The organism is Dietzia sp. 179-F 9C3 NHS, assembly GCF_045369825.1.
Lineage (GTDB): Bacteria > Actinomycetota > Actinomycetes > Mycobacteriales > Mycobacteriaceae > Dietzia.
The window spans coordinates 404,486-428,475 of record NZ_JBIQES010000001.1 but is presented as its reverse complement, the minus strand read 5'-3'; the positions used below and the strand labels follow the sequence as shown (position 1 = coordinate 428,475).

General features: G+C 71.6%; 18 protein-coding genes. 6 read left to right on the top strand and 12 right to left on the bottom strand.

Annotated features, from left to right (window positions below):
* Nucleotide 1: 1 nt before the first annotated feature.
* The gene (locus ACH0BZ_RS02085) at nt 2-1,573 is read right to left on the bottom strand and encodes a carboxyl transferase domain-containing protein (protein ID WP_406896256.1); all 1,572 of its coding nucleotides are present in this window, start codon (nt 1,571-1,573) and stop codon (nt 2-4) included.
* Nucleotides 1,574-1,717: 144 nt separating this feature from the next.
* Nucleotides 1,718-2,185: an Lrp/AsnC family transcriptional regulator gene (locus ACH0BZ_RS02080; protein WP_406896255.1), complete on the bottom strand. Its 468-nt coding sequence runs from the start codon at nt 2,183-2,185 to the stop codon at nt 1,718-1,720.
* 193 nt (nt 2,186-2,378) lie between these two features.
* On the opposite strand from ACH0BZ_RS02080, the gene ACH0BZ_RS02075 reads away from it, so the two are divergent.
* Together ACH0BZ_RS02075 and ACH0BZ_RS02070 are read left to right on the top strand one after the other, a co-directional pair.
* The gene (locus ACH0BZ_RS02075) at nt 2,379-5,996 is read left to right on the top strand and encodes an indolepyruvate ferredoxin oxidoreductase family protein (protein ID WP_406896254.1); all 3,618 of its coding nucleotides are present in this window, start codon (nt 2,379-2,381) and stop codon (nt 5,994-5,996) included.
* Nucleotides 5,997-6,050: 54 nt separating this feature from the next.
* The gene (locus ACH0BZ_RS02070; RefSeq protein WP_406896253.1) at nt 6,051-7,505 is read left to right on the top strand and encodes an amidase; all 1,455 of its coding nucleotides are present in this window, start codon (nt 6,051-6,053) and stop codon (nt 7,503-7,505) included.
* A 6-nt stretch (nt 7,506-7,511) separates the two neighbouring features.
* Here ACH0BZ_RS02070 and ACH0BZ_RS02065 read toward each other — a convergent pair whose 3' ends face one another.
* From ACH0BZ_RS02065 to sucC, 6 genes are all read right to left on the bottom strand, one after another.
* Entirely contained in the window at nt 7,512-8,129 is a 618-nt protein-coding gene (locus ACH0BZ_RS02065; protein WP_406896252.1) for a TetR/AcrR family transcriptional regulator, read from the bottom strand.
* Between the two features lie 85 nt (nt 8,130-8,214).
* Nucleotides 8,215-9,795 carry a bifunctional phosphoribosylaminoimidazolecarboxamide formyltransferase/IMP cyclohydrolase gene (purH, locus tag ACH0BZ_RS02060; RefSeq protein ID WP_406896250.1) on the bottom strand — a complete coding sequence of 527 codons (1,581 nt, stop codon included), beginning with the start codon at nt 9,793-9,795 and terminating at the stop codon, nt 8,215-8,217.
* Nucleotides 9,792-10,415 (bottom strand): phosphoribosylglycinamide formyltransferase, encoded by a 624-nt coding sequence (gene purN / locus ACH0BZ_RS02055; RefSeq protein ID WP_406896249.1) that lies wholly within the window; start codon nt 10,413-10,415, stop codon nt 9,792-9,794. Before purN ends, purH begins: the two co-directional genes overlap by 4 nt.
* 111 nt (nt 10,416-10,526) lie before the next feature.
* Nucleotides 10,527-11,936, bottom strand: a complete 1,410-nt coding sequence (locus ACH0BZ_RS02050; RefSeq protein WP_406896247.1) for a DUF6350 family protein — start codon at nt 11,934-11,936, stop codon at nt 10,527-10,529.
* A 138-nt stretch (nt 11,937-12,074) separates the two neighbouring features.
* Nucleotides 12,075-12,977: a succinate--CoA ligase subunit alpha gene (gene sucD / locus ACH0BZ_RS02045; protein WP_406896246.1), complete on the bottom strand. Its 903-nt coding sequence runs from the start codon at nt 12,975-12,977 to the stop codon at nt 12,075-12,077.
* A gap of 22 nt (nt 12,978-12,999) precedes the next feature.
* Entirely contained in the window at nt 13,000-14,163 is a 1,164-nt protein-coding gene (gene sucC, locus ACH0BZ_RS02040; RefSeq protein WP_406896244.1) for an ADP-forming succinate--CoA ligase subunit beta, read from the bottom strand.
* Between the two features lie 334 nt (nt 14,164-14,497).
* Here sucC and ACH0BZ_RS02035 point away from each other — a divergent pair, with 334 nt between their 5' ends.
* A complete protein-coding gene (locus tag ACH0BZ_RS02035; RefSeq protein ID WP_406896242.1) occupies nt 14,498-15,343 on the top strand; it encodes a M23 family metallopeptidase in 846 nt (281 codons plus the stop codon).
* A gap of 34 nt (nt 15,344-15,377) precedes the next feature.
* On the opposite strand, the gene ACH0BZ_RS02030 is transcribed toward ACH0BZ_RS02035, so the two are convergent.
* Together ACH0BZ_RS02030 and ACH0BZ_RS02025 are read right to left on the bottom strand one after the other, a co-directional pair.
* Nucleotides 15,378-17,858 (bottom strand): UvrD-helicase domain-containing protein, encoded by a 2,481-nt coding sequence (locus ACH0BZ_RS02030; RefSeq protein WP_406896241.1) that lies wholly within the window; start codon nt 17,856-17,858, stop codon nt 15,378-15,380.
* 76 nt (nt 17,859-17,934) lie between these two features.
* Nucleotides 17,935-19,359, bottom strand: coding sequence for an alanine/glycine:cation symporter family protein (locus tag ACH0BZ_RS02025; protein WP_406896239.1), 1,425 nt, complete (start codon nt 19,357-19,359; stop codon nt 17,935-17,937).
* 72 nt (nt 19,360-19,431) lie between these two features.
* On the opposite strand from ACH0BZ_RS02025, the gene ACH0BZ_RS02020 reads away from it, so the two are divergent.
* Nucleotides 19,432-19,743, top strand: coding sequence for a chorismate mutase (locus tag ACH0BZ_RS02020; RefSeq protein ID WP_406896238.1), 312 nt, complete (start codon nt 19,432-19,434; stop codon nt 19,741-19,743).
* Here the strand turns inward: ACH0BZ_RS02020 and ACH0BZ_RS02015 are convergent.
* On the bottom strand, nt 19,715-19,915 hold the full coding sequence (locus ACH0BZ_RS02015) for a DUF5701 family protein (protein WP_406896338.1): 201 nt from the start codon (nt 19,913-19,915) through the stop codon (nt 19,715-19,717). The two genes, ACH0BZ_RS02020 and ACH0BZ_RS02015, sit on opposite strands and share 29 nt — an antisense overlap.
* On the opposite strand from ACH0BZ_RS02015, the gene pgi reads away from it, so the two are divergent.
* Both pgi and ACH0BZ_RS02005 read left to right on the top strand, forming a co-directional pair.
* Complete coding sequence (gene pgi, locus ACH0BZ_RS02010; protein ID WP_406896237.1) at nt 19,904-21,556, top strand: glucose-6-phosphate isomerase; 1,653 nt, start codon at nt 19,904-19,906, stop codon at nt 21,554-21,556. The two genes, ACH0BZ_RS02015 and pgi, sit on opposite strands and share 12 nt — an antisense overlap.
* Before the next feature lie 117 nt (nt 21,557-21,673).
* Complete coding sequence (locus tag ACH0BZ_RS02005) at nt 21,674-23,203, top strand: DUF222 domain-containing protein (RefSeq protein WP_406896235.1); 1,530 nt, start codon at nt 21,674-21,676, stop codon at nt 23,201-23,203.
* 23 nt (nt 23,204-23,226) lie between these two features.
* On the opposite strand, the gene ACH0BZ_RS02000 is transcribed toward ACH0BZ_RS02005, so the two are convergent.
* Entirely contained in the window at nt 23,227-23,982 is a 756-nt protein-coding gene (locus ACH0BZ_RS02000) for an SDR family oxidoreductase (protein WP_406896234.1), read from the bottom strand.
* Nucleotides 23,983-23,990 lie beyond the last annotated feature (8 nt).

The window sequence follows — 23,990 nt, the reverse complement described above, 5'->3', positions numbered from 1 at the left end:
CTCACATCCTGAAGACGCCGTTGTTGACCGGCTCGAGGGGGGCGTTGGCGGCGGCGGCGAGCGCCAGACCGAGGACGGCGCGGGTGTCGGCGGGGTCGATGATCCCGTCGTCCCAGAGGCGGGCCGTGGAGTAGTAGGCCGTGGACTGCTCCTCGAACTGCTCGCGGATCGGCGCGGTGAACTCCTCGTGCTGCTCGTCGGTCCACTCCCCGCCGGCCCTGGTCACCTGGGCGGCACGGACGGTGGCGAGGGTGTCGGCGGCCTGCGGGCCGCCCATGACGGCGATGCGCGCGTTGGGCCACATCCACAGGAACCGCGGCGAGTAGGCGCGGCCACACATGGAGTAGTTGCCGGCGCCGAACGACCCCCCGACGACGACGGTGAACTTCGGCACCCGTGCGCAGGCCACGGCGGTGACCATCTTGGCGCCGTTCTTGGCGATGCCTCCCGCCTCGTACTGGCGGCCCACCATGAATCCCGTGATGTTCTGCAGGAACACGAGCGGGATCTTGCGGCGGTCGCACAGTTCGATGAAGTGCGCGCCCTTGAGGGCGGACTCGGAGAAGATCACGCCGTTGTTGCCGATGATCCCCACGGGGTGGCCGTGGATCCGCGCGAACGCCGTGACCATGGAGGTGCCGTAGTCCTTCTTGAACTCGGTGTACTCGCCGCCGTCGACGATCGTGCCGATGACGTCGCGCACGTCGTACGGGGTCCGCGAGTCGGTGGGCACGAGGTCGTAGAGGTCGGTCTGCGGGCGCACCGGGTCCACCGGCTCGAGCACCTCCCACTCAGGCTCGGGGGCGGGCGGGCAGGTCGCGACGATCTCGCGGACCTTCATGAGCGCGTCGTAGTCGTCGTCGGCCAGGTGGTCCACGACGCCGGAGGTCTTGGCGTGGAGGTCGCCGCCGCCCAGCTCCTCGGCGGTGACCTCCTCGCCCGTCGCGGCCTTCACCAGCGGCGGGCCGGCGAGGAAGATCGTGCCCTGGTTGCGGACGATCACGGCCTCGTCACTCATCGCCGGGACGTAGGCGCCGCCGGCGGTGCACGAGCCCATGACGGCCGCGATCTGCGGAATGCCCTTGGCGGACATGGTGGCCTGGTTGTAGAAGATGCGGCCGAAGTGGTCGCGGTCCGGGAAGACCTCGTCCTGCTGGAGCAGCATGGCGCCGCCGGAATCGACGAGGTAGATGCACGGCAGGTTGTTGGCCAGGGCGACCTCCTGGCCGCGCAGGTGCTTCTTGACCGTCATCGGGTAGTAGGTACCGCCGGAGACGGTGGCGTCGTTGGCGATCACGAGGCACTCCCGGCCGGAGACGCGGCCGATGCCGGCGACCACTCCGGCGCCGGGGGCCTTTCCGCCGTACATGTCCTCGGCGGCGAGCGGGGAGAGCTCGAGGAAGGGACTGCCCGGGTCGAGCAGGACGTCGATGCGCTGGCGTGCGAGGAGCTTGCCCCGCTCGAGGTGGCGGGCCCGGGCCTTCTCGCCGCCGCCCCGGGCGGCGCGGTCGAGGCGGGCGCGCAGGTCGGCGAGGAGTTCCTGGTGCGACTGTCGATTGGTTGCGGCCGTCATGGACACCGCTCCCCTTTCAGTTAAGTCGGATTAACTGAAAATCAGAGTAGTGGGCCGGGTCACACTTGTCCATACCCGAAAGTGGAGGACGCCCCCCGCGGGTGACGACGCACCCATCGCCGCGGTGGCCCTCTCGCGAGCGGATCACCCCTCGACGAGCTGCGCCACCCGCGGCCCCACCCGCCGGGTGAGGACGATCTCCGTGCGCGTGCGCAGGACGCCCTCGGTGGCGATGATCGCGCCGAAGACGTCCTCGAGATGCTCGTGGTCGCGCGCCACCACCCGGCACACGAGGTCGAACTCGCCGGCCACCGACACCACCTCGAGCACGTGCGGGATCTGCGCCAGCCCGGCGCAGGTGGAGTCGAGCCGCGCCTGCGCCAGGTGGACGTGGACGAACGCCGACAGCGGGTAGCCGAGCCCCGCCGGGTCGAGCGTCGGCGCCCACGAGGCGATCACGCCGCCCTCGACAAGCTTGTCGAGCCGCGACTGCGCGGTCCCCCGGGCCACCCCGAGCCTGCGCGCAAACTCGCGCACGCCCGCCCGGGGTTCGCTCATGAGGAGCCCCAGCAGCCGCCGATCCAGTCCGTCGAGCCGCCTCGCCGTCGTCATCCGTCGTCACCACCTGTCCGCCCAGGCGGACCAACGGTGGACCACTGGTCCACCATTTCTCCGCCCCCCACCGTGCCGTCGGGCCAACGGTACCGTCTTCGCACTGGCCGCGTGACGCCGGTCACATAGCCGGTTACGGTCGGGGGACACGACGGCCACAGCCGTACCCGACCCACAAGGCCAGGTGACACCGATGACCTCCGTGACCAGCCACCACACCGACGGGCGCCACGACCGCGACCACCACCACGGCGGGCGGCCCGACGCCGACTCCTTTTCCCTCGAGGACCGCTACACGCGCGACGAGGGCACGGTGTTCCTCACGGGCATCCAGGCACTGGCCCGAATGGTCCGCGACCGCGCCCGGCTGGACCGCCGGCAGAACCTCGCGACCGGCTCGCTGATCTCCGGCTACGAGGGGTCGCCGCTCGCCGGGTACGACCTCGAGATCTCGCGGCGTGCCCGCACCTACCTCGACCCCTACGACGTGGTGCACCGCCCCGCACTCAACGAGGAGCTCGGCGCCACCTCCGTCATGGGTGCCCAGCTCGCCTCGCGCGCCGGCACCCTGGGCCGCGGTCCGGTCTCGGGTGAGCAGCTCGCCGGCGTCGTGGGCTACTGGTACGGCAAGGCGCCCGGCCTGGACCGGGCGACCGACGCGCTGCGCCACGCCAACCTCGTGGGCACCGACCCGAACGGCGGGGCGGTGGCGCTCGTCGGTGACGACCCGGGTGCCAAGTCCTCGACCGTGCCGTGCGCCTCCGAGATGGCGCTCGCGGACCTCTACATGCCGATCCTCTACCCCGCCGACTCGCAGGACATCCTCGACCTGGGCGTCCACGCGGCGGTGATGAGCCGGGTCTCCGGCCTGTGGACCTCGCTCAAGATCTCCGCGCACGTCGCCGACGGCTCCTCGACGGCCGTCGTGCACCCCGACCGCGTCCTGCCGCACCTCGGCGACCTCGGCCGCAGCCCGCACGTGCCGGACGCCCGCCTGCTCGGCGCCACCCTCATGGAGCTCGAGCAGAACCAGCTCACCACCCGCATCCCGCGGGCCCTGGAGTACGCACGCATCAACGGCATCAACCGGATGGTCGCGCGCACCGCCGACGACCGGATCGGGATCGTCGCCGCCGGCAAGACCTACCTGGACGTCCGTTCGGCGCTGGCCCGGCTGGGCCTCGACGAGGACGAGCTGGCCCGCCGCGGCATCCGCCTGCTCAAGCTGGGCATGGTCTACCCCATGGAGCGGGAGATGCTGTACCGCTTCGTCGACGGCCTCGACGAGGTGATCGTGGTCGAGGAGAAGCGCGACTTCATCGAGACCATGATCCGCGAGATCCTCTACGACCGCCCCCACACCCCCGACGTGCGCGGCAAGACCAACGAGGACGGCTCCACGCTGTTCAGCCGCTTCGGCGAGCTCGACGTGGACTCGGTGACCCGCGGCCTGGCGCACCGGCTCGGCACCGTCCACGGGCTCGAGTCCGTGCGGGCGTGGCAGAGGGGCGCCGGTCGGGGCCGCGGGCGGATCGAGCTGCCCGTCCTCAACCGCAGCCCCTACTTCTGTAGCGGCTGCCCGCACAACTCCTCGACCAAGGTCTCCGAGGGCACGCTCGTCGGCGCCGGCATCGGTTGCCACGCCATGGTGCTGCTCCAGCCGGAGTCGCAGGTCGGCGACATCACCGGCATCACCCAGATGGGCGGCGAGGGCGCGCAGTGGCTCGGCATGGCGCCGTTCGTCTCCGAGACGCACTTCGTCCAGAACGTCGGCGACGGCACCTTCGACCACTCCGCCTCCCTCGCGCTGCGCGCGGCCGTGGGCGCCGGCGAGAACATCACCTACAAGCTGCTGTTCAACGGCACCGTCGCCATGACCGGCGGCCAGGACACGGTCGGCGGCAAGTCGCTCGCCGAGACGTGCCGGCTGCTGCTCGCGGAGAAGGTCGCCAAGGTCGTCGTCACCACCGACGACGTCAGGCGCACCCGCCGTGCCGGGATCGGCTCGGGCGCGCTCCGGGACGTGGAGGTCCGTGACCGCGCCGACATGCTCGACGTCCAGCGCGAACTCGCCGCCGTCCCCGGGGTCACCGTCCTGGTCCACGACCAGCACTGCGCGGCCGAGAAGCGGCGGGGCCGCAAGCGCGGCACCGTCCCCACCCCCACCGAGCGGGTGGTGATCAACGAGCGCATCTGCGAGGGCTGCGGCGACTGCGGGCAGAAATCCAACTGCCTGTCCGTGCACCCGGTCGACACCGAGTTCGGCCGCAAGACGCGGATCGACCAGTCGAGCTGCAACCTCGACCTGTCCTGCCTCGACGGCGATTGCCCGTCGTTCGTCACCGTGACCCCCGGTGAGAAGCGCCGCGCGTCGGTGACGGTCCCGGATCTCGACGACGACGAGGTGGCCGCACCCGGCACGCGGGCCCTCACCGGCGAGGCCCCCTTCCACCTACGCATCACCGGCATCGGCGGCACGGGGATCGTCACCGTGTCGGCCGTGCTGGCCACCGCCGCCGTGCTCGACGGGCACGTGGCGCGCACCCTCGACATGACCGGCCTCGCGCAGAAGGGCGGCGCCGTGGTCTCCGACATCACGCTCACCGCGGGCCCACAGGAGCTCTCCGCCAAGGTGGCCACCGGTGAGGCCGACCTGTACCTCTGTGCCGACGGACTCGTGGGCGCCGACCCGGTCAACCTCAAGGTGGCCGGCCGCGACCGCACCACCGCCGTCATCTCCACGACCAGGGTCCCCACCGGGCAGATGGTCGTGGACACCGCGGTGGGCTACCCCGCCGACGCGCAGGTCTCCGGCGCGGTGGAGCGGGCCTGCGCCCGGGCCGTGCGGCTGGACGCCGGCGAACTCTCCGAGCGGCTGTTCGGCGAGACCGTCTCCGCCAACATGCTCCTCGTGGGCGCCGCGTTCCAGTCCGGCGCGCTACCCGTGTCGGCGGCGTCGATCGAGCGGGCCGTCGAGCTCAACGGTGTGGCCGTGGAGCGCAACCTCCAGGCGTTCCGTCGCGGGCGACAGGCCGTCGCCGACCCGGCTGCGCTCACCGCCGCGCTCGAGGCGGCGCACCCCGCCCCGGCACCGGCCGAGCCGTCGGCCGCCGCGCTCCGCGTCCTCGCCGGGCTGGGCCCCGTCGGCGCCGGGCTGCGCGACGCCGTGGCGCTGCGGGTCGAGGAGCTCGTGGCCTACCAGGACGAGACGTACGCGCTGCGCTACCTGGACCGGGTCGAGCGGATCCGCGCCGCCGAGCAGCGCGCCGTGCCCGGCTCCGAGGAGCTCACCGACGCCGTGGCGAGGCACCTCCACAAGCTCATGGCCTACAAGGACGAGTACGAGGTGGCCCGGCTCGCCCTGGACACCGCGTTCTCGGCGAAGGTCGCCGAGGAGTTCGGCGACGACGCCCGCGTGGCGATCCGCCTACACCCGCCGGTCCTGCGGGCGCTGGGGTTGCAGAGGAAGATCGCCGTGGGCGAGTGGGCTCGGCCCGCGCTGGCCGGCCTCGCCCGCGCCAAACGGCTGCGCGGCACCCGCGCCGACGTGTTCGGCCTCGCCGGGGTCCGGCGCCTCGAGCGGTCGCTGCTCGCCGAGTACGAGCAGCTCGTGGACCGCATGGCCGCGCACCTCGAGCGGGCTGTGGGTACCTCCGGTATCGCGGCGGCGCGGCAGCACGTGTCGTGGATCGCCGACGCCGCGCGCGTGGCGGCGCTGCCGGACATGGTGCGCGGCTACGAATCGGTCAAGGAGCGCAACGCCGAGGCGTACCGCGCCGAACTCGCCGAGGGCGTGGCCGCCCTGTTCTGAACCGATGTCCACCAGGCGGCCCCGCGTCGGCGCGGGGCCGCCTAGCATCGGGCCATGTCCTCCACCGACCACGACGTCCGCACCCGGGTGCACGTGTTCCGGGACGACGCCCTGGGACACGACGACGCCACCGCCCTGGCCGACCGCCTGCAACGGGGTGAGGTCTCGCCCACCGAACTGGTCGAGGCCGCCATCGCCCGCTGTGAGGAGGTCGATCCGGTGCTCGGCGCGCTCGCGCACACCGACTACGACCGGGCCCGCGAACGGGCGGCACGCGCCGACCTCACCGACCCGCTGGCCGGCGTGCCGACCGCCTTCAAGGACAACGTCCTGGTCGAGGGCACGCCCATGACCCAGGGCTCCCGCGCCGTGGCCGCCACCCCGGCCCCCCGCGACGGCGCCATCGCCCGCCTCTTCCGCTCGACCGGCCTCATCCCGGTGGGCACCACCGCGATGCCGCCGTTCGGCTGGACCGCCGCCACCGAACGCCAGGGCGGCCTCTACACCCGCAACCCGTGGCGCACCGACCGCACCTCCGGCGGCTCGTCCGGCGGGGCCGCCGCACTTGTGGCTGCGGGCGCGCTGCCGCTGGCCCACGCCAACGACGGCGGAGGCTCCACCCGCATCCCCGCCGCCGCGTGCGGGCTGGTCGGCCTCAAGATCACCCGCGGCCTGCTCCCGCCCGACGACTGGACCGGCGGCATGCCCATCGACCTGGCCTCGCAGTCCATCCTCTCGCGGTCCGTGCGCGACGTGGTGACCACCTTCGCCGCGCTCGAGCGGGACCTCGCGTTCTCGGCGTCCATCGGCACCGCCAAGCCCGCGCCGTCGCGCCGCCTGCGCATCGGCCTGATCGACGCCTCGCCGATCGGCCCGGCCATCGACGCCGACACGCGGGCGACCCTCGAGGCCACCGCGCGGATGCTCGAGGATCTGGGGCACCACGTGGAGCCCGCGGACCCGCCGGTCGAGGCGCGGTTCCGCGAGGCGTTCGTGGCCTACTGGGCGCTGCTCTCGTTGGGCATGAGCGCCACCGGCCACACACGCTTCGGCAAGGGCTTCTCGCTGCGCGACCTCGACGCCTTCACCCTGGGCCTCAACAAGCTCGCCCTGCGCGAGTTGTGGCGCATGGTCTCCCACCTGCGCTACCTCAAGCATGTCGGGGCCGGTTACGACGCGACGTTCGGCGACCTCGACGTGATCCTGTCCCCCGTGGTCTCCCACGTCACCCCCGAGGCCGGCTACCTGGACGCCGACCAGCGCTTCGAGCAGCACCTCCAGCGTGTGTCGGACTGGGTCACCTTCACGCCCCTGCAGAACGTCTCCGGCGGTCCCGCGATCTCGCTGCCCACCGGCGCGACCGCCGACGGCCTGCCCGTGGGCGTGCAGCTCTCCGCCCGGTGCGGGGCCGACCGGCTGCTCGTGGAGCTGGCCGCCGAGATCGAGGCCGCCCACCCGTGGCGGCGCATCGACGCGGACCGAGGCGGGCGGGGTCCGTCAAGCCCGTAGCGAGTCTCAGGCGCGCAGCGCGGCCCCGGCCATCGCGGCGAGCATCCGGCGCAGCTCGGGCTCCGGCATCGCCGGCAGCCGCGGGCTCGAGTTGAGCAAGCCGAACACGGCGTGGACGTGGGCCCGGGCATCGACGGTCCGCAGGTCCGGCCGCAGTAGCATCAGGGTCTCGACCCATATCTCGGCGTACTCGCGCTGCAGCCGGCGCACCTCGTGGCGCGGGCCCGCGGGCAGGGCGCCGAGGTCGCGGAACTGCACGCTGATGAGGTCCGGCTCGGTGGCCACGAAGTCGATGTGGACCGCGAGCAGCGCGTCGAGAACGTCTGCCGGCCCGCCTCCCCGCTCGACCGCGGCCCGGCCGCCTTCGCACAGGCGCCGCGAGATGTCGAGGAGCATCGCGGCGAGCACGTCCTCCTTGGCGGAGAAGTAGCGGTACATCCCCGGACCCGAGATGCCCACCTCGGCACCGATGTCGTCCAACCTCACCGCGTGGAACCCGCGGCGGGCCATGAGGCGGGCGGCGGCCACCAGGATCTCGCCGCGCCGGCGGACCTTGGCCTGCGCGCGCGGGGTCAGTGCGGGCGTCCCCTCGCCTGCCGCCTCACCCATACGCTGCTCCGTCATCTCTCGATGGTGCCACCAGCGCCTGACCTCGTGACCAACGAACTTCTCGCGCGCCTGACCATCATCGCCTCGGAAGCGGACCAGCTCAGTGGAAAAAGTGCCGCGCGCCGGTGAAGTACATGGTGATCCCGGCCTTCTCGGCGGCGTCGATCACCTCGGCGTCACGCACCGACCCGCCGGGCTGGACCACGGCCCGCACGCCGGCCCCGGCAAGGACCTCGAGGCCGTCGGCGAAGGGGAAGAAGGCGTCGGAGGCCGCCACGGCGCCCGCGACCCGCTCCCCCGCGCGCTGCACGGCCAGTCGCGCGGAGTCCACGCGGTTGACCTGGCCCATGCCTACGCCGACCGTGGCGCCCTCGTGGGCGAGCAGGATCGCGTTGGACTTGACGGCGCGGCAGGCGCGCCACGCGAAGAGCAGGTCGCGCAGGGTGGCCTCGTCGGCGTCCGGCCCGCACGCCCTGGTCCAGCCCGCGGTCACGTCGCCGGCGGCGTCCAGGACGTCGCGCTGCTGCACCAGCACGCCGCCGGAGATCTGCTTGCGCTCGAGCTCGGCGCCGGTCGGGGAGTCGGCACGCAGGATCCGGATGTTCTTCTTGCGCTGGAGGATCTCCACCGCGCCGTCGGCGTAGCCCGGCGCGATGATCACCTCGGTGAAGATCTCGGCGACCTGCTCGGCCATCGCCACGCTCACCTCGCGGTTGGCGGCGATCACCCCGCCGAACGCGCTCACCGGGTCGCACTCGTGGGCGGCGCGGTGGGCGGCGGCGATGTCGCCCGCGATCGCGATGCCGCACGGGTTGGCGTGCTTGATGATCGCCACGCACGGCTCGGCGTGGTCGAACGCCGAGCGCCACGCGGCGTCACCGTCGACGTAGTTGTTGAAGCTCATCTCCTTGCCGTGGAGCTGCTCGGCCTGCGCGAGGCCGGGCGCCGCGGCGGGATCGGTGTACAGCGCCGCGCTCTGGTGCGGGTTCTCGCCGTAGCGCAGCGTGGCGGCGCGGTCCAGGCTCTGGCCGAGCCACACGGGATACGTCGCCTCGCCGTCGTCGGTGCCCTCGGCGGTCTGCTCGGTCATCCATGTGGCCACGGCGACGTCGTAGGCGCCGGTGTGCCGGAACGCGGCGGCCGCGAGGCGCCGACGCTGCTCGAGCGAGAAGCCACCACCCCGCACGGCCTCGAGCGCCTCGTCGTAGCCGGCCGGGTCCACGAGCACGGCCACCGACGGGTGGTTCTTGGCGGCCGCGCGGACCATGGACGGTCCGCCGATGTCGATCTGCTCGACGCACGCGTCGTAGTCCGCGCCGGAGGCCACGGTGTCGGTGAAGGGGTAGAGATTGACGACGACGAGCTCGAACGGCTGCACGTCCAGCTCTGCGATCTGGTCGAGGTGCTCGGGCTTGCGCGTGTCGGCCAGGATCCCGGCGTGCACGCGCGGGTGCAGGGTCTTGACCCGGCCCTCGAGGCACTCGGGGAAGCCGGTCAGCTCGTCGACGGGGGTCACCGCGACCCCGGCGTCGGCGATCCGCTGCGCGGTCGAGCCGGTCGAGACGATCTCGACGCCCGCCTCGGCGAGGCCCTTCGCCAGGTCCTCGAGTCCGGTCTTGTCGTAGACGCTGATGAGGGCGCGGCGCACGGGCCTGCGGGAGTTGTCCGGCTGAGAGGTCACGAGCGGACCACCTTTCGACCATCGATGTGGAGTCGGCCCCTGGCGGCGGCCGCGAGGACGTCGACGAGCATCTCGCGCTCGACGACCTTGATGCGTTCGTGGAGGCTGACCTCCGTGTCGTCCGGGCGCACCTCGACCGCGCGCTGCGCGATCACCGGCCCGGTGTCCACCCCGGAGTCCACGACGTGGACCGTGCAGCCGGTCACCGTGACCCCGTAGGCGAGGGCGTCCCGCACCGCGTGCGCGCCCGGAAAGGACGGGAGCAGCGCGGGGTGGGTGTTGACGACGACGCCGTCGAACCGCTCGAGGAACGCGGACCCGAGGATGCGCATGAACCCCGCCGAGACCACCCAGTCCGGGTCGTGGACCGCCACGGCGTCGCGCAGGGCGGTGTCCCAGTCGGCGCGGTCCGCGAAATCGGACGGGCGGATCACCGCGGTCGGCCGCCCAGCGCGCTCGGCGCGGGCCACGGCCTCGCAGTCGCGGTCGGAGACCAGCGCGGCCACGCGGTAGGGGCAGTCGGCGTCCGCGGTGGAATCGAGCACGCTCTGCGCGAGCGTGCCCGGCCCGGAGGCCAAGAGGACGATCGAACAGGATGCACCGGACTCGGCACCGATCACGTCCACTCCTGCCCGTCGTTCCCGAGCGCCCGGACGGTCCCCGGGCGCCGGTTCGCAGTCTAGTAGGCGGTCACGGCCGACCCGCGGCGGGTTTGGCGGTGTCGGACCGCGTCAGCGCTGTTGCTCGGGCGCGGGCGGGTCGTCCGGCGCCGCGTCGGTGGCGTCAGCAGACTCGGTGGACTCAGCGGTGGCGTCAGCGGTCTCTGGCTCGGGCACCCGCTCTTCGTGTTCCGCGGCGGCATCGTCCTCGGCGACGGGTTCCTCCTCGGGGGCCGCGGCTTCGTCGTCGTCACCCGCTCCCGCGCCCCCGGCCATGCCGGCGCGGCGGCGGCGACGCTCGAGCTCGTTCTGCGCCCGCTCGCGGCGGCGCGTGAGGCCGGCCAACGAGAGCGCGATGGTCACCGAGCCGATCACCCCGAACAGCAGCAGCGCCATGCCGGCGGCGATGAGCGAGCCGGTCCCGACCGTGCCGAGCAGGCCGAGCCGCCCGCCCGCGATCACAGGCGTCACCGCGATCACGGCCGCCACGATCACGGCCGCCAGCCAGGCGGTCTTGACCGCGTCGGCGGTCGAGCGGAACCAGTGCGCCACCGCGCGGGCGAGCACCGCCGCCACGAGCACGGTGAGGATGAGCAGCCCCTGGATCGCCCAGTGCGGTCCGGTGGCGGGCAACGCCGCGGCGAGCGGCACCTCCGGCATCGGCCCGCGCGACACCGCGAACACACTGTACGACGCCTCGCCGAGGTGGGCCTCGCCACCCACGGCGAGCGTCGCGGCCGACAGGATGAGGTTGGGGAGGTAGCCGACCGAGATCGCGGTGAGCGAGAGCGTGCCCCAGAAGTCCTTGCCGATCTCCAACACCGCGCCGACCGGGCCCCAGGCCACGACCAGGCCGACCGTGATGAGCAGGGCCGCCACCGCCCACAACGCCGCCGCGTACGCCGCGCCCAGATGCAGCCCGCCGCGCACCCACAGCGGGAGAACCTCGCGCAGGTCGCGCCGGAAGTACAGCCACACCCCGAGCCCGGAGCCGGCGAGCGCGACGGACGCCGACCACAGCACGGCCTGCGCCATCCCCGTCTCGCGGACCGCGAAGTCCGAGCTCGCCGAACCCATCACGAAACAGGCGAGGACCGTGACGAGGACCCCCGTCACCGTCACTCCCCCGATCGCCGCGCCGGCCTCGCGGGGGCCGGGTTGCTCGACGTCGGACAGGACCACCCGGGTCTGGCGGGCGAGCATCGCCATGTACAGCAGCGGCGGCAGCAGCGGGAGGACGCCGAGCTCGACGTCGTCGATCGTCAGCGGTACCCGGTTGACCACGAGCCACTCGACGCCGACCACCGGGAACAGGGCGTCGAACCCGCTCGCCGCGAAGACCAGGACGCCCAGCGTGACCGCGGTGAGCACGAGGAGGGTGACGACGACGGGGAGCGCCGCGGCGGCGGCCGTCCACAGCAGCGGACGTGCGCCCGCGGGCGACCGCCGGGCGGCGGGCCGGATGACGCGTTGGGGACTCACCCTGCCACCGTAGAGAGAGCCTCGCCCGCGGCGCCCCCGGCACGCCGCGACCCCCGCCATCCTGAGGACGGCGGGGGTCGCGGAACGGTCCGTGACGGGCGGGCCGACGGCACCACGGGGGCGCCGCGCCCGGCCGGATCACATCGCGTCGAGGATCTCCTTGGCGAGCTGGGCGGTCTCGGACGGCGTCTTGCCGACCTTGACGCCCGCGGCCTCGAGGGCCTCCTTCTTGGCCTGCGCGGTGCCAGCGGAGCCCGAGACGATGGCGCCGGCGTGGCCCATGGTCTTGCCCTCGGGGGCGGTGAAGCCGGCGACGTAGCCGACGACCGGCTTGGTGACGTTGGCCTTGATGTAGTCGGCGGCGCGCTCCTCGGCGTCGCCGCCGATCTCGCCGATCATCACGATGATCTTGGTCTCCGGGTCGTTCTCGAAGGCCTCGATGCAGTCGATGTGCGTGGTGCCGATGATCGGATCGCCGCCGATGCCGATGGCGGTCGAGAAACCGTAGTCGGACAGCTCGTACATCATCTGGTAGGTCAGCGTGCCCGACTTCGACACGAGACCGACCGGGCCCTTGCCGGCGATGTTCGCCGGGGTGATGCCGACGAGCGACTCACCGGGGGTGATGATGCCGGGGCAGTTGGGGCCGATGATGCGGGTCTTGTTGCCCTTGGCGAGGTTGTAGTTCCACGCGGTGGCGGTGTCGAGCACGGGGGCGCCCTCGGTGATGACCACGGCGAGCGGGATCTCCGCGTCCACGGCCTCGATGATGGCGTCCTTGGTGAACGGCGGCGGGACGAAGAGGATCGTCACATCGGCTCCGGTCATCTCCATCGCCTCGGCGACCGAGCCGAAGACGGGGAGTTCGACGTCGTTGCCGTCGGCGTCCTTGTGGGCGACCGTGGTGCCGGCCTTGCGGGCGTTGACGCCACCGACGATCTGGGTGCCGGCCGCGAGCATGCGCGCGGTGTGCTTGGTGCCCTCGCCGCCGGTGATGCCCTGGACGATGACCTTGCTGTCCTTGTTGAGGAAGATCGACATGTCTTGTGGTTCCTTCTCTTCCTTACTTGGAGGCCAGCTCGGCGGCCTTGGCGGCCCCGGAGTCCATGTTCTCGGCCAGGGTCACGAGCGGATGGTTCGCGTCGGCGAGGATCTTGCGACCCTCCTCGACGTTGTTGCCGTCGAGGCGGACGACGAGCGGCTTGTTGGCCTCGTCGCCCAGGATCTCGAGGGCCTTGACGATGCCGTTGGCGACCGCGTCGCACGCGGTGATGCCGCCGAAGACGTTGACGAAGACGCTCTTGACCTGATCGTCACCGAGAATCACGTCGAGGCCGTTGGCCATGACCTCGGCCGAGGCGCCGCCGCCGATGTCGAGGAAGTTGGCCGGGCCGACGCCGTACTGCTCGCCCGCGTAGGCCACGACGTCGAGGGTGGACATCACGAGACCGGCACCGTTGCCGATGATGCCGACCTCGCCGTCGAGCTTGACGTAGTTGAGGTCGTTCCCCTTGGCCTTGAGTTCCAGCGGGTCGGTGGTGCCCGCGTCGGAGAAGTCCTCGAAGACGTCCTTGTGTCGGAACTCGGCGTTCTCGTCGAGCGTGACCTTACCGTCGAGCGCGAGGATCCGGTCGTCCGGCGTGCGGACGAGGGGGTTGACCTCGACGAGGGTCGCATCCTCCTCGATGAACACCTTGTACAGGGTCTCGATGGTGACGGCGGCGGAGTCGAGCACCTCCTCGGGGAGGTGGCCCGCAGCGGCGATCTCGCGCGCCTTGGCGCGGTCGACACCGACGGTCGGATCGATGTTGATCTTGGCGAGGCGGTCCGGGGTCTCCTCTGCGACCTGCTCGATCTCGACGCCGCCCTCGACCGAGCACATGGCCAGGTAGTTGCGGTTGGCGCGGTCGAGCAGGAACGAGATGTAGTACTCCTCCGCGATGTCGCTGGCCTCGGCGACCAGCAGACGCTTGACGACGTGACCCTTGATATCCAGGCCGAGGATGTCCTCCGCGTGCTTCTTGGCCTCGGCCGGGTCGTCCGCCAGCTTGACGCCGCCGGCCTTCCCGCGGCCGCCGACCTTCACCTGCGCCTTGACGACGACCGGCTTACCGATCTCGGCGGCGATCTTCTCGGCTTCCTCCGCGGTGTCCGCGACGCGCCCCGGGGTGGTGGGGACGTCGTGCTTACCGAAGAGAGCCTTTGCCTGGTATTCAAAGAGGTCCATCAGCTCACCATCTAGACGTGGGTAGATTCGCCCGGCCCTGGTTCAAAGCCGAGTCGAGCCTCATACTAGGCGCCGACTGTGTCGCCCGTCCCACTCCGGGGGTAACCCTGTGCGTTGCGTCACAGTAACCTCGGACCCCGGACGGACGAAGCGCTGCCACAACAGCATCTATCGACCCAGGCGGGAACACCGTCCCCACCCGCCACAGCGCTCCGATCAGACCTTCCCGGTTTCCCCGCCGTTCACCTTGCGGCACCGTTGCCGGTCCGTTACCTTGGACGACGTCTTAGTCACGAAAAGGTCACGACCGGAGATCAGAGGGGAAACGACAACGGTGAACGAGTCGCATCAGGGTGGTAGCGCGACCCCCGTCGTCATTCCCGCCCGTGGCTCCTCCGGCACCGGCCGGCATCGTGTCCCCGCCCCGCCCCACGCGCTGCGTGGCCGTGCCGCGGTCCTCGCGGTGGCCGCGGGCGCCGCGGTCTCCGCCGCCTCGGCCGGCTCCGCGCTCGGCGCGGGCGGCACCCAGGCCACCGAGTCGGGCGACATCGCGCTGCTCGCCGGCGGCGAGGCCGCCCCGGCCCCCGCCGCGCCGCAGGCCCCGGCAACCCCCGCCGTCGCTACGCCCTCGCAGCCCGCCCCCGTGGTCGCCGCGGACGACGTCGCCGAAGACCTCCGTTCGACGATCGTCTCCACCCTCAAGGCGGGCACGGAGATCAACACCCAGCGCGAGATCGCCGAGGAAAAGGCCCGCCGCCCGCAGATCGCACTGCCGGCCGTCGGCGCCTTCACCTCCCCCTACGGCATGCGCTGGGGCGTCATGCACGCCGGCATCGACATCGCCAACGCGGTCGGCACCCCGATCCTCGCCGCCACCAACGGCACCGTGGTGGACTCGGGCCCGGCCCAGGGCTACGGCAACTGGATCCGCATCATGTCGGACGACGGCGTCATGACCGTCTACGGCCACATGGAGACCCTCGACGTCGAGGTGGGCCAGCGCGTCTACGCCGGCCAGAAGATCGCCGGCATGGGCTCGCGCGGCTTCTCCACCGGCTCGCACCTGCACTTCGAGGTCCTGCTCAACGACGGCAATGACCACATCGACCCGGTGGTCTGGCTGGCGCAGCACGGCATCGGCCTCGACGGCAGCACCGGCGGCGGCTCCTCCCTGAGCTGAGCCGCCCGGCCCGCTCGGCGGGCGACCTGCCCCCCTACAACTTCTGCATCGGCACGCCGCCGATGAGCATGAGGCGCACCTTCCCCGACGCCCCGAAGTCGATCGTCGCGGTCGCGCGCGGCCCGGAGCCGTCGCACGAGAGCACCTTGCCCAGCCCGTACTTGTCGTGCGTTACGCGGTCGCCGGGCGCCAGCTCGAGCGCGGGCCCAGAGGCCTTGGCCCGCGGGATTCCCGTGGACCGCCCCGCGCCGGAGCCGCCGGACCGGTAGCCGCCGCCCCCGCCGCCGAAGCGCCGACGCGGGGCGAACCCGTCGTCGTCATCGAACCCTCCGATGCCACCGGCGGGCTCCTCTCGCTGCCAGTCGATCGCTTCGGCGGGGATCTCCTCGAGGAAGCGCGATCCGGGATTGGTCATGGGCTGGCCCCACGACGAGCGCATCATCGCGCGCGAGAGGTACAGCCGCCGGCGGGCGCGGGTGATGCCCACGTACGCCAGGCGACGCTCCTCGGCGAGCTCGGCCGGGTCGCCCAGCGCCCGCATGTGCGGGAAGAGCCCGTCCTCCATGCCGATGAGGAACACCACCGGGAACTCCAGGCCCTTGGCCGTGTGCAGGGTCATCAGGGTGACCTGCCCCTGGGAGTCGTCGGGAATCTCGTCGGCGTCGGCCACCAGGGAGACCCGCTCGAGGAACGCGGCGAGCGAGCCCGGCTCGGCCACGCCCTCGTCGAGCTGGGCGTCCAGACCGTCGCCGTCACCCTCGGCGCCGGGGCCGAAGCCCTGCTCGGCCGCGGCCCGCTGCAGCGCCGCCTCGGAGGAGAACTCGCGGCCCACGCCCACCAGCTCGTTGAGGTTGTCCAGGCGGGCGCCGTCCTGCGGGTCGTTGGAGGCCTCGAGCTCGGCGCGGTAGCCCGTGCGGTCGAGGACTGCCTCGACGAGCGCGCCCACGTCGGGGACCGAGCTCTCGCCGCCCGCGTGCTCCTCCCCCTCGAGCCGGCCGCGCAGCTCGTCGAGCAGCGCCACGAACGCAGAGATCGCGTTGACCGCCCGCGTGCCCAGCATCGCCACGCGCCCCTCGGCGGCGTCGCGCAGCGCCTCGCCGAAGCCGATCCCTCGTTGCTCGGCGTGGACCACGACGCACGCCTCGGCGCGATCGCCGATCCCGCGTCGCGGGGTGTTGAGGATGCGGCGCAGCGCCACCGCGTCGTCCGGGTTGGCGAGAACCTTGAGGTAGGCCACGATGTCGCGGATTTCCTTGCGCTCGTAGAAGCGCGTTCCGCCCACGACCTTGTACGGCAACCCGAGGCGTACGAACACGTCCTCGACCACGCGGGAGGAGTTGTTGGTGCGGTAGAACACCGCGATGTCCGCGTAGTCGTGGTCGCCGGAGTCGACGAGCCGGTCGATCTCCCCGGCCACGAACCGTGCCTCGTCGTGCTCGTTGTCCGCCACGTAGCCCACGAGCAGCTCGCCGCCCTCGGCATCCGTCCACAGGTTCTTCGGGCGGCGCCCGGGGTTCCGCGCGATCACGGCGTTGGCCGCGCCGAGGATCGTCTGCGTGGAGCGGTAGTTCTGCTCCAGCAGGATCGACCGCGCGTCCGGGTAGTCCTCCTCGAAGTCCTCGATGTTGCGGATCGTGGCACCACGGAACGCGTAGATGGACTGGTCGGCATCACCCACCACACAGAGCTCCGCCGGGGGCACGCCCACCTCGTCGTCGTCGCCCACCGTTCCCCCCACCAGGGTGCGGACCAACACGTACTGGGCGTGGTTGGTGTCCTGGTACTCGTCCACGAGCACGTGCCGGAACCGCCGCCGGTAGTAGGCCGCCACGTCCGGGTGCGCGCGCAGGAGGGCGACGGTCTCGCCGATGAGGTCGTCGAAGTCGAAGGCGTTGGCCGCCTGTAGCCGGGACTGGTACTCGGTGTACACGGCCGCGACGGTCTGCGCGGTCCGGTCGGAGTCCTCCAGCGCCCGATCCCTGGCCTCGTCCGGCTCGATCAGCTCGTTCTTGAGGTTGGAGATAGCCGACGCGAGCATGCGCGGGGTGAACTTCTTGACCTCGAGGTGCTGTTCCTTGGCGATCATGCCGAGCAGGCGGCGCGAATCGTCCGAGTCGTAGATCGTGAAATTGGAGTTGCGGGTGCCGAGCAGCGCCGACTGCGCCCGGAGGATCCGCACGCAGATCGAGTGGAAGGTGGCCACCCACATCCGCTCGGCCTGGGGCCCCACCAGCGCCGAGACGCGCTCTCGCATCTCGGCGGCGGCCTTGTTGGTGAAGGTGATCGCGAGGATCTGCCCCGGGTGCGCCCCGCCCTCCGCCAGCAGGTGGGCGATCCGCCGGGTGAGCACGCTGGTCTTGCCGGAACCGGCACCGGCCACGATGAGCAGCGGGCCGCCGCGGTGCGTGACCGCGGCGGCCTGCTGCGGGTTGAGGCCCGCGAGGAGCGGACTCCCGGCCTGAGCGGCGGGTGCGGGACCGGCGGTGTGGGCGGGGGTGGGGGCGGGGTGCGTCATCGTCCGACCAATCTACCCACCGGGTCCGACACGCCCGCCCGGGCACGGCGTGCGGCACCGCCCGGCCGTGCCCGGCTCAGCGCCGGCCCGCCCCCATGAACTGATCGACCTGCGCACTCGTGGCCTCGAGCTTCGGATCGTTGTTCAGGTAGTGCCTGGTCTCGCGGGCGACGAGGCCGGACAGCACCAGGAGCCCGATGAGGTTCGGGATGGCCATGAGCCCGTTCATGACGTCCGAGAAGTTCCACACCACCTCGAGCTCGGTCACCGCGCCCACGAACACGACGCAGGTGAAGATCATGCGGTACGGCAGGACCCCGACCCGGCCCACGAGGCGCTCCGCGCACCGCTCGCCGTAGTAGGACCAGCCGAGGATGGTGGAGAACGCGAAGAACGCGATGGACACGGCCACCAGCTTGTCGCCGAACGGGATCGCGGTCTGGAACGCCTCGGCCGTCATCGTGCCCGACGCGTCGCCGCCCTGCTCCCACACACCGGTGGTCACCAGCACGAGTCCGGTGAAGGTCACGACGATGATCGTGTCGATGAAGGTCTGGGTCATGGACACCAGGCCCTGGCGGGTGGGGTGCGAGGTCTTGGCCGCGGCCGCCGCGATCGCCGCAGAACCCATGCCGGACTCGTTGGAGAAGATGCCGCGGGCGACACCCATCTGGATGGCGTACAGAATGGCCGAGCCCGCGAACCCGCCCACGGCCGAGGTGCCGGTGAAGGCGTCGGCGAAGACCTGACCGAAGGCGCCGGGGATCTGGTCGGCGTTGACGACGAGCACGACCAGGCCGCCGAGGATGTACAGCACGATCATGAGAGGCACGAACCCCGCCGTCACCCGGCCGATCGCCTTGATGCCACCGAGCAGCACGGCGCCGGTGAGGACGAACAGGACGATGCCGGTGACCTCGAGGGGCACGTCGAACGAGTTCTCGAGCTGGGTGGCCACGGCGTTGCCCTGCGTCATGTTGCCGATACCGAAGCTGGCGATCACTGCGAACACCGCGAAAACGATCGACAGGACCCAGCCGATCCTGCCGACCTTCTCGCCGAACACCTCGCGGAATCCGCGGTGCAGGTAGTACTGCGGGCCGCCGGACTGCTCGCCCTTCGCGTCGGTCACGCGGAAGCGCACGCCGAGGAACGCCTCCGAATATTTGGAGGCCATGCCGAGCAGCGCGGTGATCCACATCCAGAACAGCGCGCCCGGCCCGCCGAGGCCGATCGCCGTGGCGACACCGACGATGTTGCCGACACCGACCGTCGCGGCGAGCGCGGTGGTGAGCGCCTGGTACTGCGAGATGTCACCCTCGGCTCCTTCGTCGTGTCGCTGGACGAACCCGAGCCTGAGGGCCGGCCCGAGCTTGCGCAGCTGCAGGAGCTTGAGCCGGATGGTGAGGAACAGGCCCGTGCCGAGGAGCAACGGGATCAGGACGAAGGGCCCCCAGACGACGGAGCCGATGTCGCCGAGCAGCGACGCGAAATTCTCCATGAGAAGGGAGAGTAGACCCCTTCCGGAGTCCCTCGTGGGCAACACGGATATCGCGTGGGATAATTCCCGTCCATGAGCACCGACCCGTCCTCCGAGCCCCTCCCCCCGGCTCTCGACCCGGCCGGGACCGACGATCCACTGTCCGAGGCCGAGATCCAGGAACTGCGCCGGGAGATCGACCGTCTCGACGCCGAGATCCTCGAGGCCATCACGCGCCGCACCGAGATCTCGCGGCGCATCGGCGCGACGCGCATGAAGTCCGGTGGCACCAAACTCGTCCACACGCGCGAGCTCAAGGTGTACGAGCGTTTCTCCGTCCTCGGCCAGGAGGGCCAGACCCTCGCCGGAATGCTGCTCAGGCTTGGCCGGGGGCGCCTGGGCTGACGCGCCCGACGGTGGACGCGAGCCCCAGCCACGTGTGGTGGTTGAGTGCCCGACACCAGCCGACCTCGGGCGCGCCCCTGCGCTCCGGCCTTCCCGCCCCGGCGGAGCATCGCCCGCTAGCCTCGGTGGCGACCGGGGACGACGTGGTGAGGAGTGGGCAGTGACCGACCAGGACATCAGCACGACCGAGCAGTGGGCTGCCGTCGAGCGGCTCGTACCGGGTATCGGGGAGGTGACGCTCCGCGAACTGTTCGAGGCCGATCCGGATCGCGGACGCCGGCTCACCGTCACCGCCGGCGACCTGCACATCGACTACTCCAAGCAGCTCGTCACCGACGACGTCCTGGCCGCCCTCGTCGAGGTGGCCGACGCCGCGCAGCTCACGGCCGCGCGGGCGGCGATGCTCCGCGGCGACAAGATCAACACCACCGAGGACCGGTCGGTGCTCCACACGGCGCTCCGGCTCCCGGCGGACGCCGAGCTCGTCGTCGACGGCCGCGACGTGGTGGCCGACGTGCACGAGGTCCTGGGCCGGATGACCGACTTCGCCGAGCGGATCCGCTCCGGCGAATGGACCGGCCACACGGGCGAGCGGATCGACACGGTGGTGAACATCGGGATCGGCGGCTCCGACCTGGGCCCCGTCATGGTGGACAAGGCGCTGCGCTCGCTCAAGACGGCCGGGATCTCCGCCCACTACGTCTCCAACGTCGACCCCGCCGACCTCTCGGCCGTCCTGGCCGAGATCGACCCCGCCACGACCCTCGTCGTGGTGGCGTCCAAGACGTTCACCACCCAGGAGACCATGGCCAACGCGCACGCCGCGCGCCGCCACTTCGTCGAGGCCCTGGGATCGGAGGACGCGGTCGCCGCGCACTTCGTCGCCGTCTCTACGGCTGCAGAGAAGGTCGCCGACTTCGGGATCGGCGCGGACAACATGTTCGGCTTCTGGGACTGGGTGGGCGGCCGCTACTCGGTGGACTCGGCGATCGGCCTGTCGGTGATGATCACCGCCGGCCCCGCCGCCTTCATCGAACTCCTCGAGGGCTTCCACACCATGGACCAACACTTCGCCACCGAGTCCCCGGAGCACAACGCGCCGGTGATCATGGCTCTGCTGGGCATCTGGTACACCTGCTTCCTCGGCGCACAGTCCAAGGCCGTGATCCCCTACGCCCAGGACCTTCTGCGCTTTCCCGCCTACCTGCAGCAGCTCACCATGGAGTCGCTCGGAAAGTCGGTGCGCCACGACGGCGCCGCGGTCACCTACCCCACCGGCGAGGTCTACTGGGGCGAGCCCGGGACCAACGGCCAGCACGCGTTCTTCCAGCTGCTGCACCAGGGCACGCAACTCGTGCCGGTGGACTTCATCGGCGTCGCGCGCCCGGCCGACGACCTGGCCACCGCCGACGGCACCGGGTCGATGCACGACCTACTCATGGCCAACCTCTTCGCCCAGTCCCGCGTCCTGGCCTTCGGCAAGACCGAGGACGAGGTGCTGGCCGACGGCGTGGATCCCGCGCTCGCCCCGCACAAGGTCATGCCCGGCAACCGGCCCTCGACCACGATCTTGGCGCCGGCGCTGTCCCCCGGGGTCGTGGGTCAGCTCATCGCGCTGTACGAGCACGTCGTCTTTGTCCAGGCCACCGTGCTCGGCATCAACGCCTTCGACCAGTGGGGCGTCGAGCTCGGCAAGGCCCAGGCGGGCGAGCTGCTGCCACTGCTCACGGCCGAGGAGCACCCCGGCGACGCCTTCGACTCCTCGACCGACTCGCTCGTCGACATCTACCGCGAGGCCCGCGGACGGCGCTAGGTGCGCGCCCGGCGCACGACTGCCACATACCGAAAATCCGTTCGAGTTTTCCCTTGACCCCCGACCTGACCGCCGTATAGAATCGAAAGCATATTCGAGACATCGGGGGGTGTGACCATGGACGGAGTCGGGACCGGATCGCCGGGCTCCTCGGCGTTGGCCGCACTCTCCGGCCGCGCCCGTGATGCCCGGATCGCCGAGAACCGCGCCGCCGCCGAGCGTCTCCGCGCCTGCTACGCGCTCTACCAGGAGTGTGTGCGATCCGAGGACCCCGGCGCGTTCGCCGATCGCCGGCCCGGCTACGCGGTGATCGACCCCTTCGACGTGTGTGCCGGTCACCTCGTGGCCGAGTTCGCGATCTCCTGCGGGCGGGCGGAGAGGATGATCGGTCTCGCCGTCGACCTCACCGAGCGCTTCCCCGCGGTCCTCGCGGCCCTCGGCGAAGGCCGTCTCGACCTCCAGGCCGCCGAACTGCTCGCCCGGCAGATGAGGACGGTGGATCCCGGTGCGCTCGCCGCGGTGCAGCGCAGGGTCGTCGAGGATCTCCTCGCCGCCCTCGAATCGGGTGAGCGCCTCTCGGCGGGCGCGATCCGCGATCGCGTGGACGACATCATCCGTCGCTTCGACGCGGACGGGATCCGGCGCCGTCGCGAGGACGCCGCGCGAGACCGAGGGGTCACCTTCCGCAAGGACGGCGACGGGATGAGCACGATGCGGGCCGCCCTCACCTCGGGCGAAGCCGCCGTCCTGTCCGAGCGACTGGACGCGGTCGTGGCAGCCCTCGCCGAGAGCGGGGACCACGAGGACATGTCGAGGCATTCTCCTGCCGAGAGGCGCGCGGACGCGCTCATGGCGCTCGCCTGTGGCCTGGTGCCCGGCTCGGAGTCCGGTTCTGTGGTGCTGCGCCCCAAGGTCACCGTCGTCGGGACCGCCGATGGCTCCGAGCCCGAGGTCCGCTTCCCACGCACCGGCGAGTCCTCGATCCGGGCACTGCTCGACATGCTGGCCTCCTCGGACGGTTCCTCGCTCGAGCACGTGGACCCGACCCCCGGCGCCGCCGACGACCCCGACCGCACCCACATGTACCGACCATCATCCGCACTGGCGCGGGCGGTCGAGCTCCGCGACGGCACCTGCCGACACCCGGGGTGTTCTGCGCCGGCCGAGTACGGCGACATCGACCACCTGGTCCCGTTCAACCACTCGGCCCCGGCACGGGGAGGTCCGACGGCGGAGAGGAACAACCTCATCTTCTGCCGGCGGCACCACCGGTTCAAGACGTTCTCGGACTGGCGCTACCGGATGTTCCCGGACGGCACCCTCGTCGTCGAGACGCCCGACGGCAAACGAATGGTCACCAGACCCTCCGGTCCGCTCGCGCGACATCGCCGCGCTGCTGCCGAGCGCCGGACAGCCGACCGCCGGGCCGCCGAGAACACGGCCGCGCCGGAACCCGCCTCGCCCGAGCCCACCACCGAGCCCGAAGCCGAGCCCACCTACTTCCACCGGCGGGCCCGACGCGTCCGTGCCGAGCGGGCCGCCCGGGCCCGGGACCGCGCGGCCGCGAGCCGTCGCCGGACCGCGTCCTGCCGCGAGAGCCGGATCGAACGGGACCTGGCGGAGCTCCTCGACGAGCCTCCGTTCTGACCCCGGCCGCCTCTCGCCCCGCCTCAGATGAACTTCCGGCTGGCCTTCTCCGGTAGCAGGCGCAGCAGCGGGCCGATGGCCTTCCACGGCTTGGCCGGCACGAGCGCGCGGGCGGGTTCGGCGTCGATGGTCTTGACCAACGCGTCGACGCCCTCGTCGAACTCGGTCATGAGCTTGGTCTTGACCGAGCGGTTGATGTCGGTGCGGATGTAGCCGGGCAGGATGTCGCTCACCTTGATCCGACTTCCGGCGTTGTCGAGCTCGGCGTGCAGGCCCTGCGCCAGGGCGGAGACGAACGCCTTGGACGCCGAGTAGGTGTTCTGCGCCTTGACCATGCCGCGAAGGGCGCTGACGGAGGAGATAAAGACGACGTGGCCCTCGCCACGTCGCTGGAGGATCTCCACGGCAGCCTCGGCCTGGTTGAGCGTGCCGATCGCGTTGACCATGGCCGTCTCGCGGTTGGCGTGCGCCTTGCCGGAGCCGATCGAGGCGCCCTTGCCGAGACCGGCGTTGAGCACGAAGCGGTCGATCCCGCCGAGCTCGGCGTCGAGCTCGCCGAACGCGGCCTGCACGGCGTCGCCGTCGGTCACGTCGAGCTCCCGCACCGCCACCCGGATCCCGGGGTTGGCGGCCGTGAGCTCGGTCCGGAGCGACTCCAGCCGGTCGAGGCGACGGGCGCACAGAGCGAGGTCACGCCCCTGCGCGGCCCAGCGGCGGGCCATGCCCTCGCCGAGTCCGGCGCTGGCGCCGGTGATGAGGATGGTCTTGCGGTCGGTCACGGGGGTGC

Excerpts from the sequence above, each read along its gene's own strand:
- ACH0BZ_RS02030 (WP_406896241.1), bottom strand. The coding sequence starts at position 17,858 with ATGACGCACCCCGCCCCCACCCCCGCCCACACCGCCGGTCCCGCACCC.
- ACH0BZ_RS02070 (WP_406896253.1), top strand. The coding sequence starts at position 6,051 with ATGTCCTCCACCGACCACGACGTCCGCACCCGGGTGCACGTGTTCCGG.
- sucC (WP_406896244.1), bottom strand. The coding sequence starts at position 14,163 with ATGGACCTCTTTGAATACCAGGCAAAGGCTCTCTTCGGTAAGCACGAC.
- ACH0BZ_RS02080 (WP_406896255.1), bottom strand. The coding sequence starts at position 2,185 with ATGACGACGGCGAGGCGGCTCGACGGACTGGATCGGCGGCTGCTGGGG.
- ACH0BZ_RS02065 (WP_406896252.1), bottom strand. The coding sequence starts at position 8,129 with ATGACGGAGCAGCGTATGGGTGAGGCGGCAGGCGAGGGGACGCCCGCA.
- ACH0BZ_RS02075 (WP_406896254.1), top strand. The coding sequence starts at position 2,379 with ATGACCTCCGTGACCAGCCACCACACCGACGGGCGCCACGACCGCGAC.
- ACH0BZ_RS02025 (WP_406896239.1), bottom strand. The coding sequence starts at position 19,359 with ATGGAGAATTTCGCGTCGCTGCTCGGCGACATCGGCTCCGTCGTCTGG.
- ACH0BZ_RS02005 (WP_406896235.1), top strand. The coding sequence starts at position 21,674 with ATGGACGGAGTCGGGACCGGATCGCCGGGCTCCTCGGCGTTGGCCGCA.
- sucD (WP_406896246.1), bottom strand. The coding sequence starts at position 12,977 with ATGTCGATCTTCCTCAACAAGGACAGCAAGGTCATCGTCCAGGGCATC.
- ACH0BZ_RS02020 (WP_406896238.1), top strand. The coding sequence starts at position 19,432 with ATGAGCACCGACCCGTCCTCCGAGCCCCTCCCCCCGGCTCTCGACCCG.
- ACH0BZ_RS02085 (WP_406896256.1), bottom strand. The coding sequence starts at position 1,573 with ATGACGGCCGCAACCAATCGACAGTCGCACCAGGAACTCCTCGCCGAC.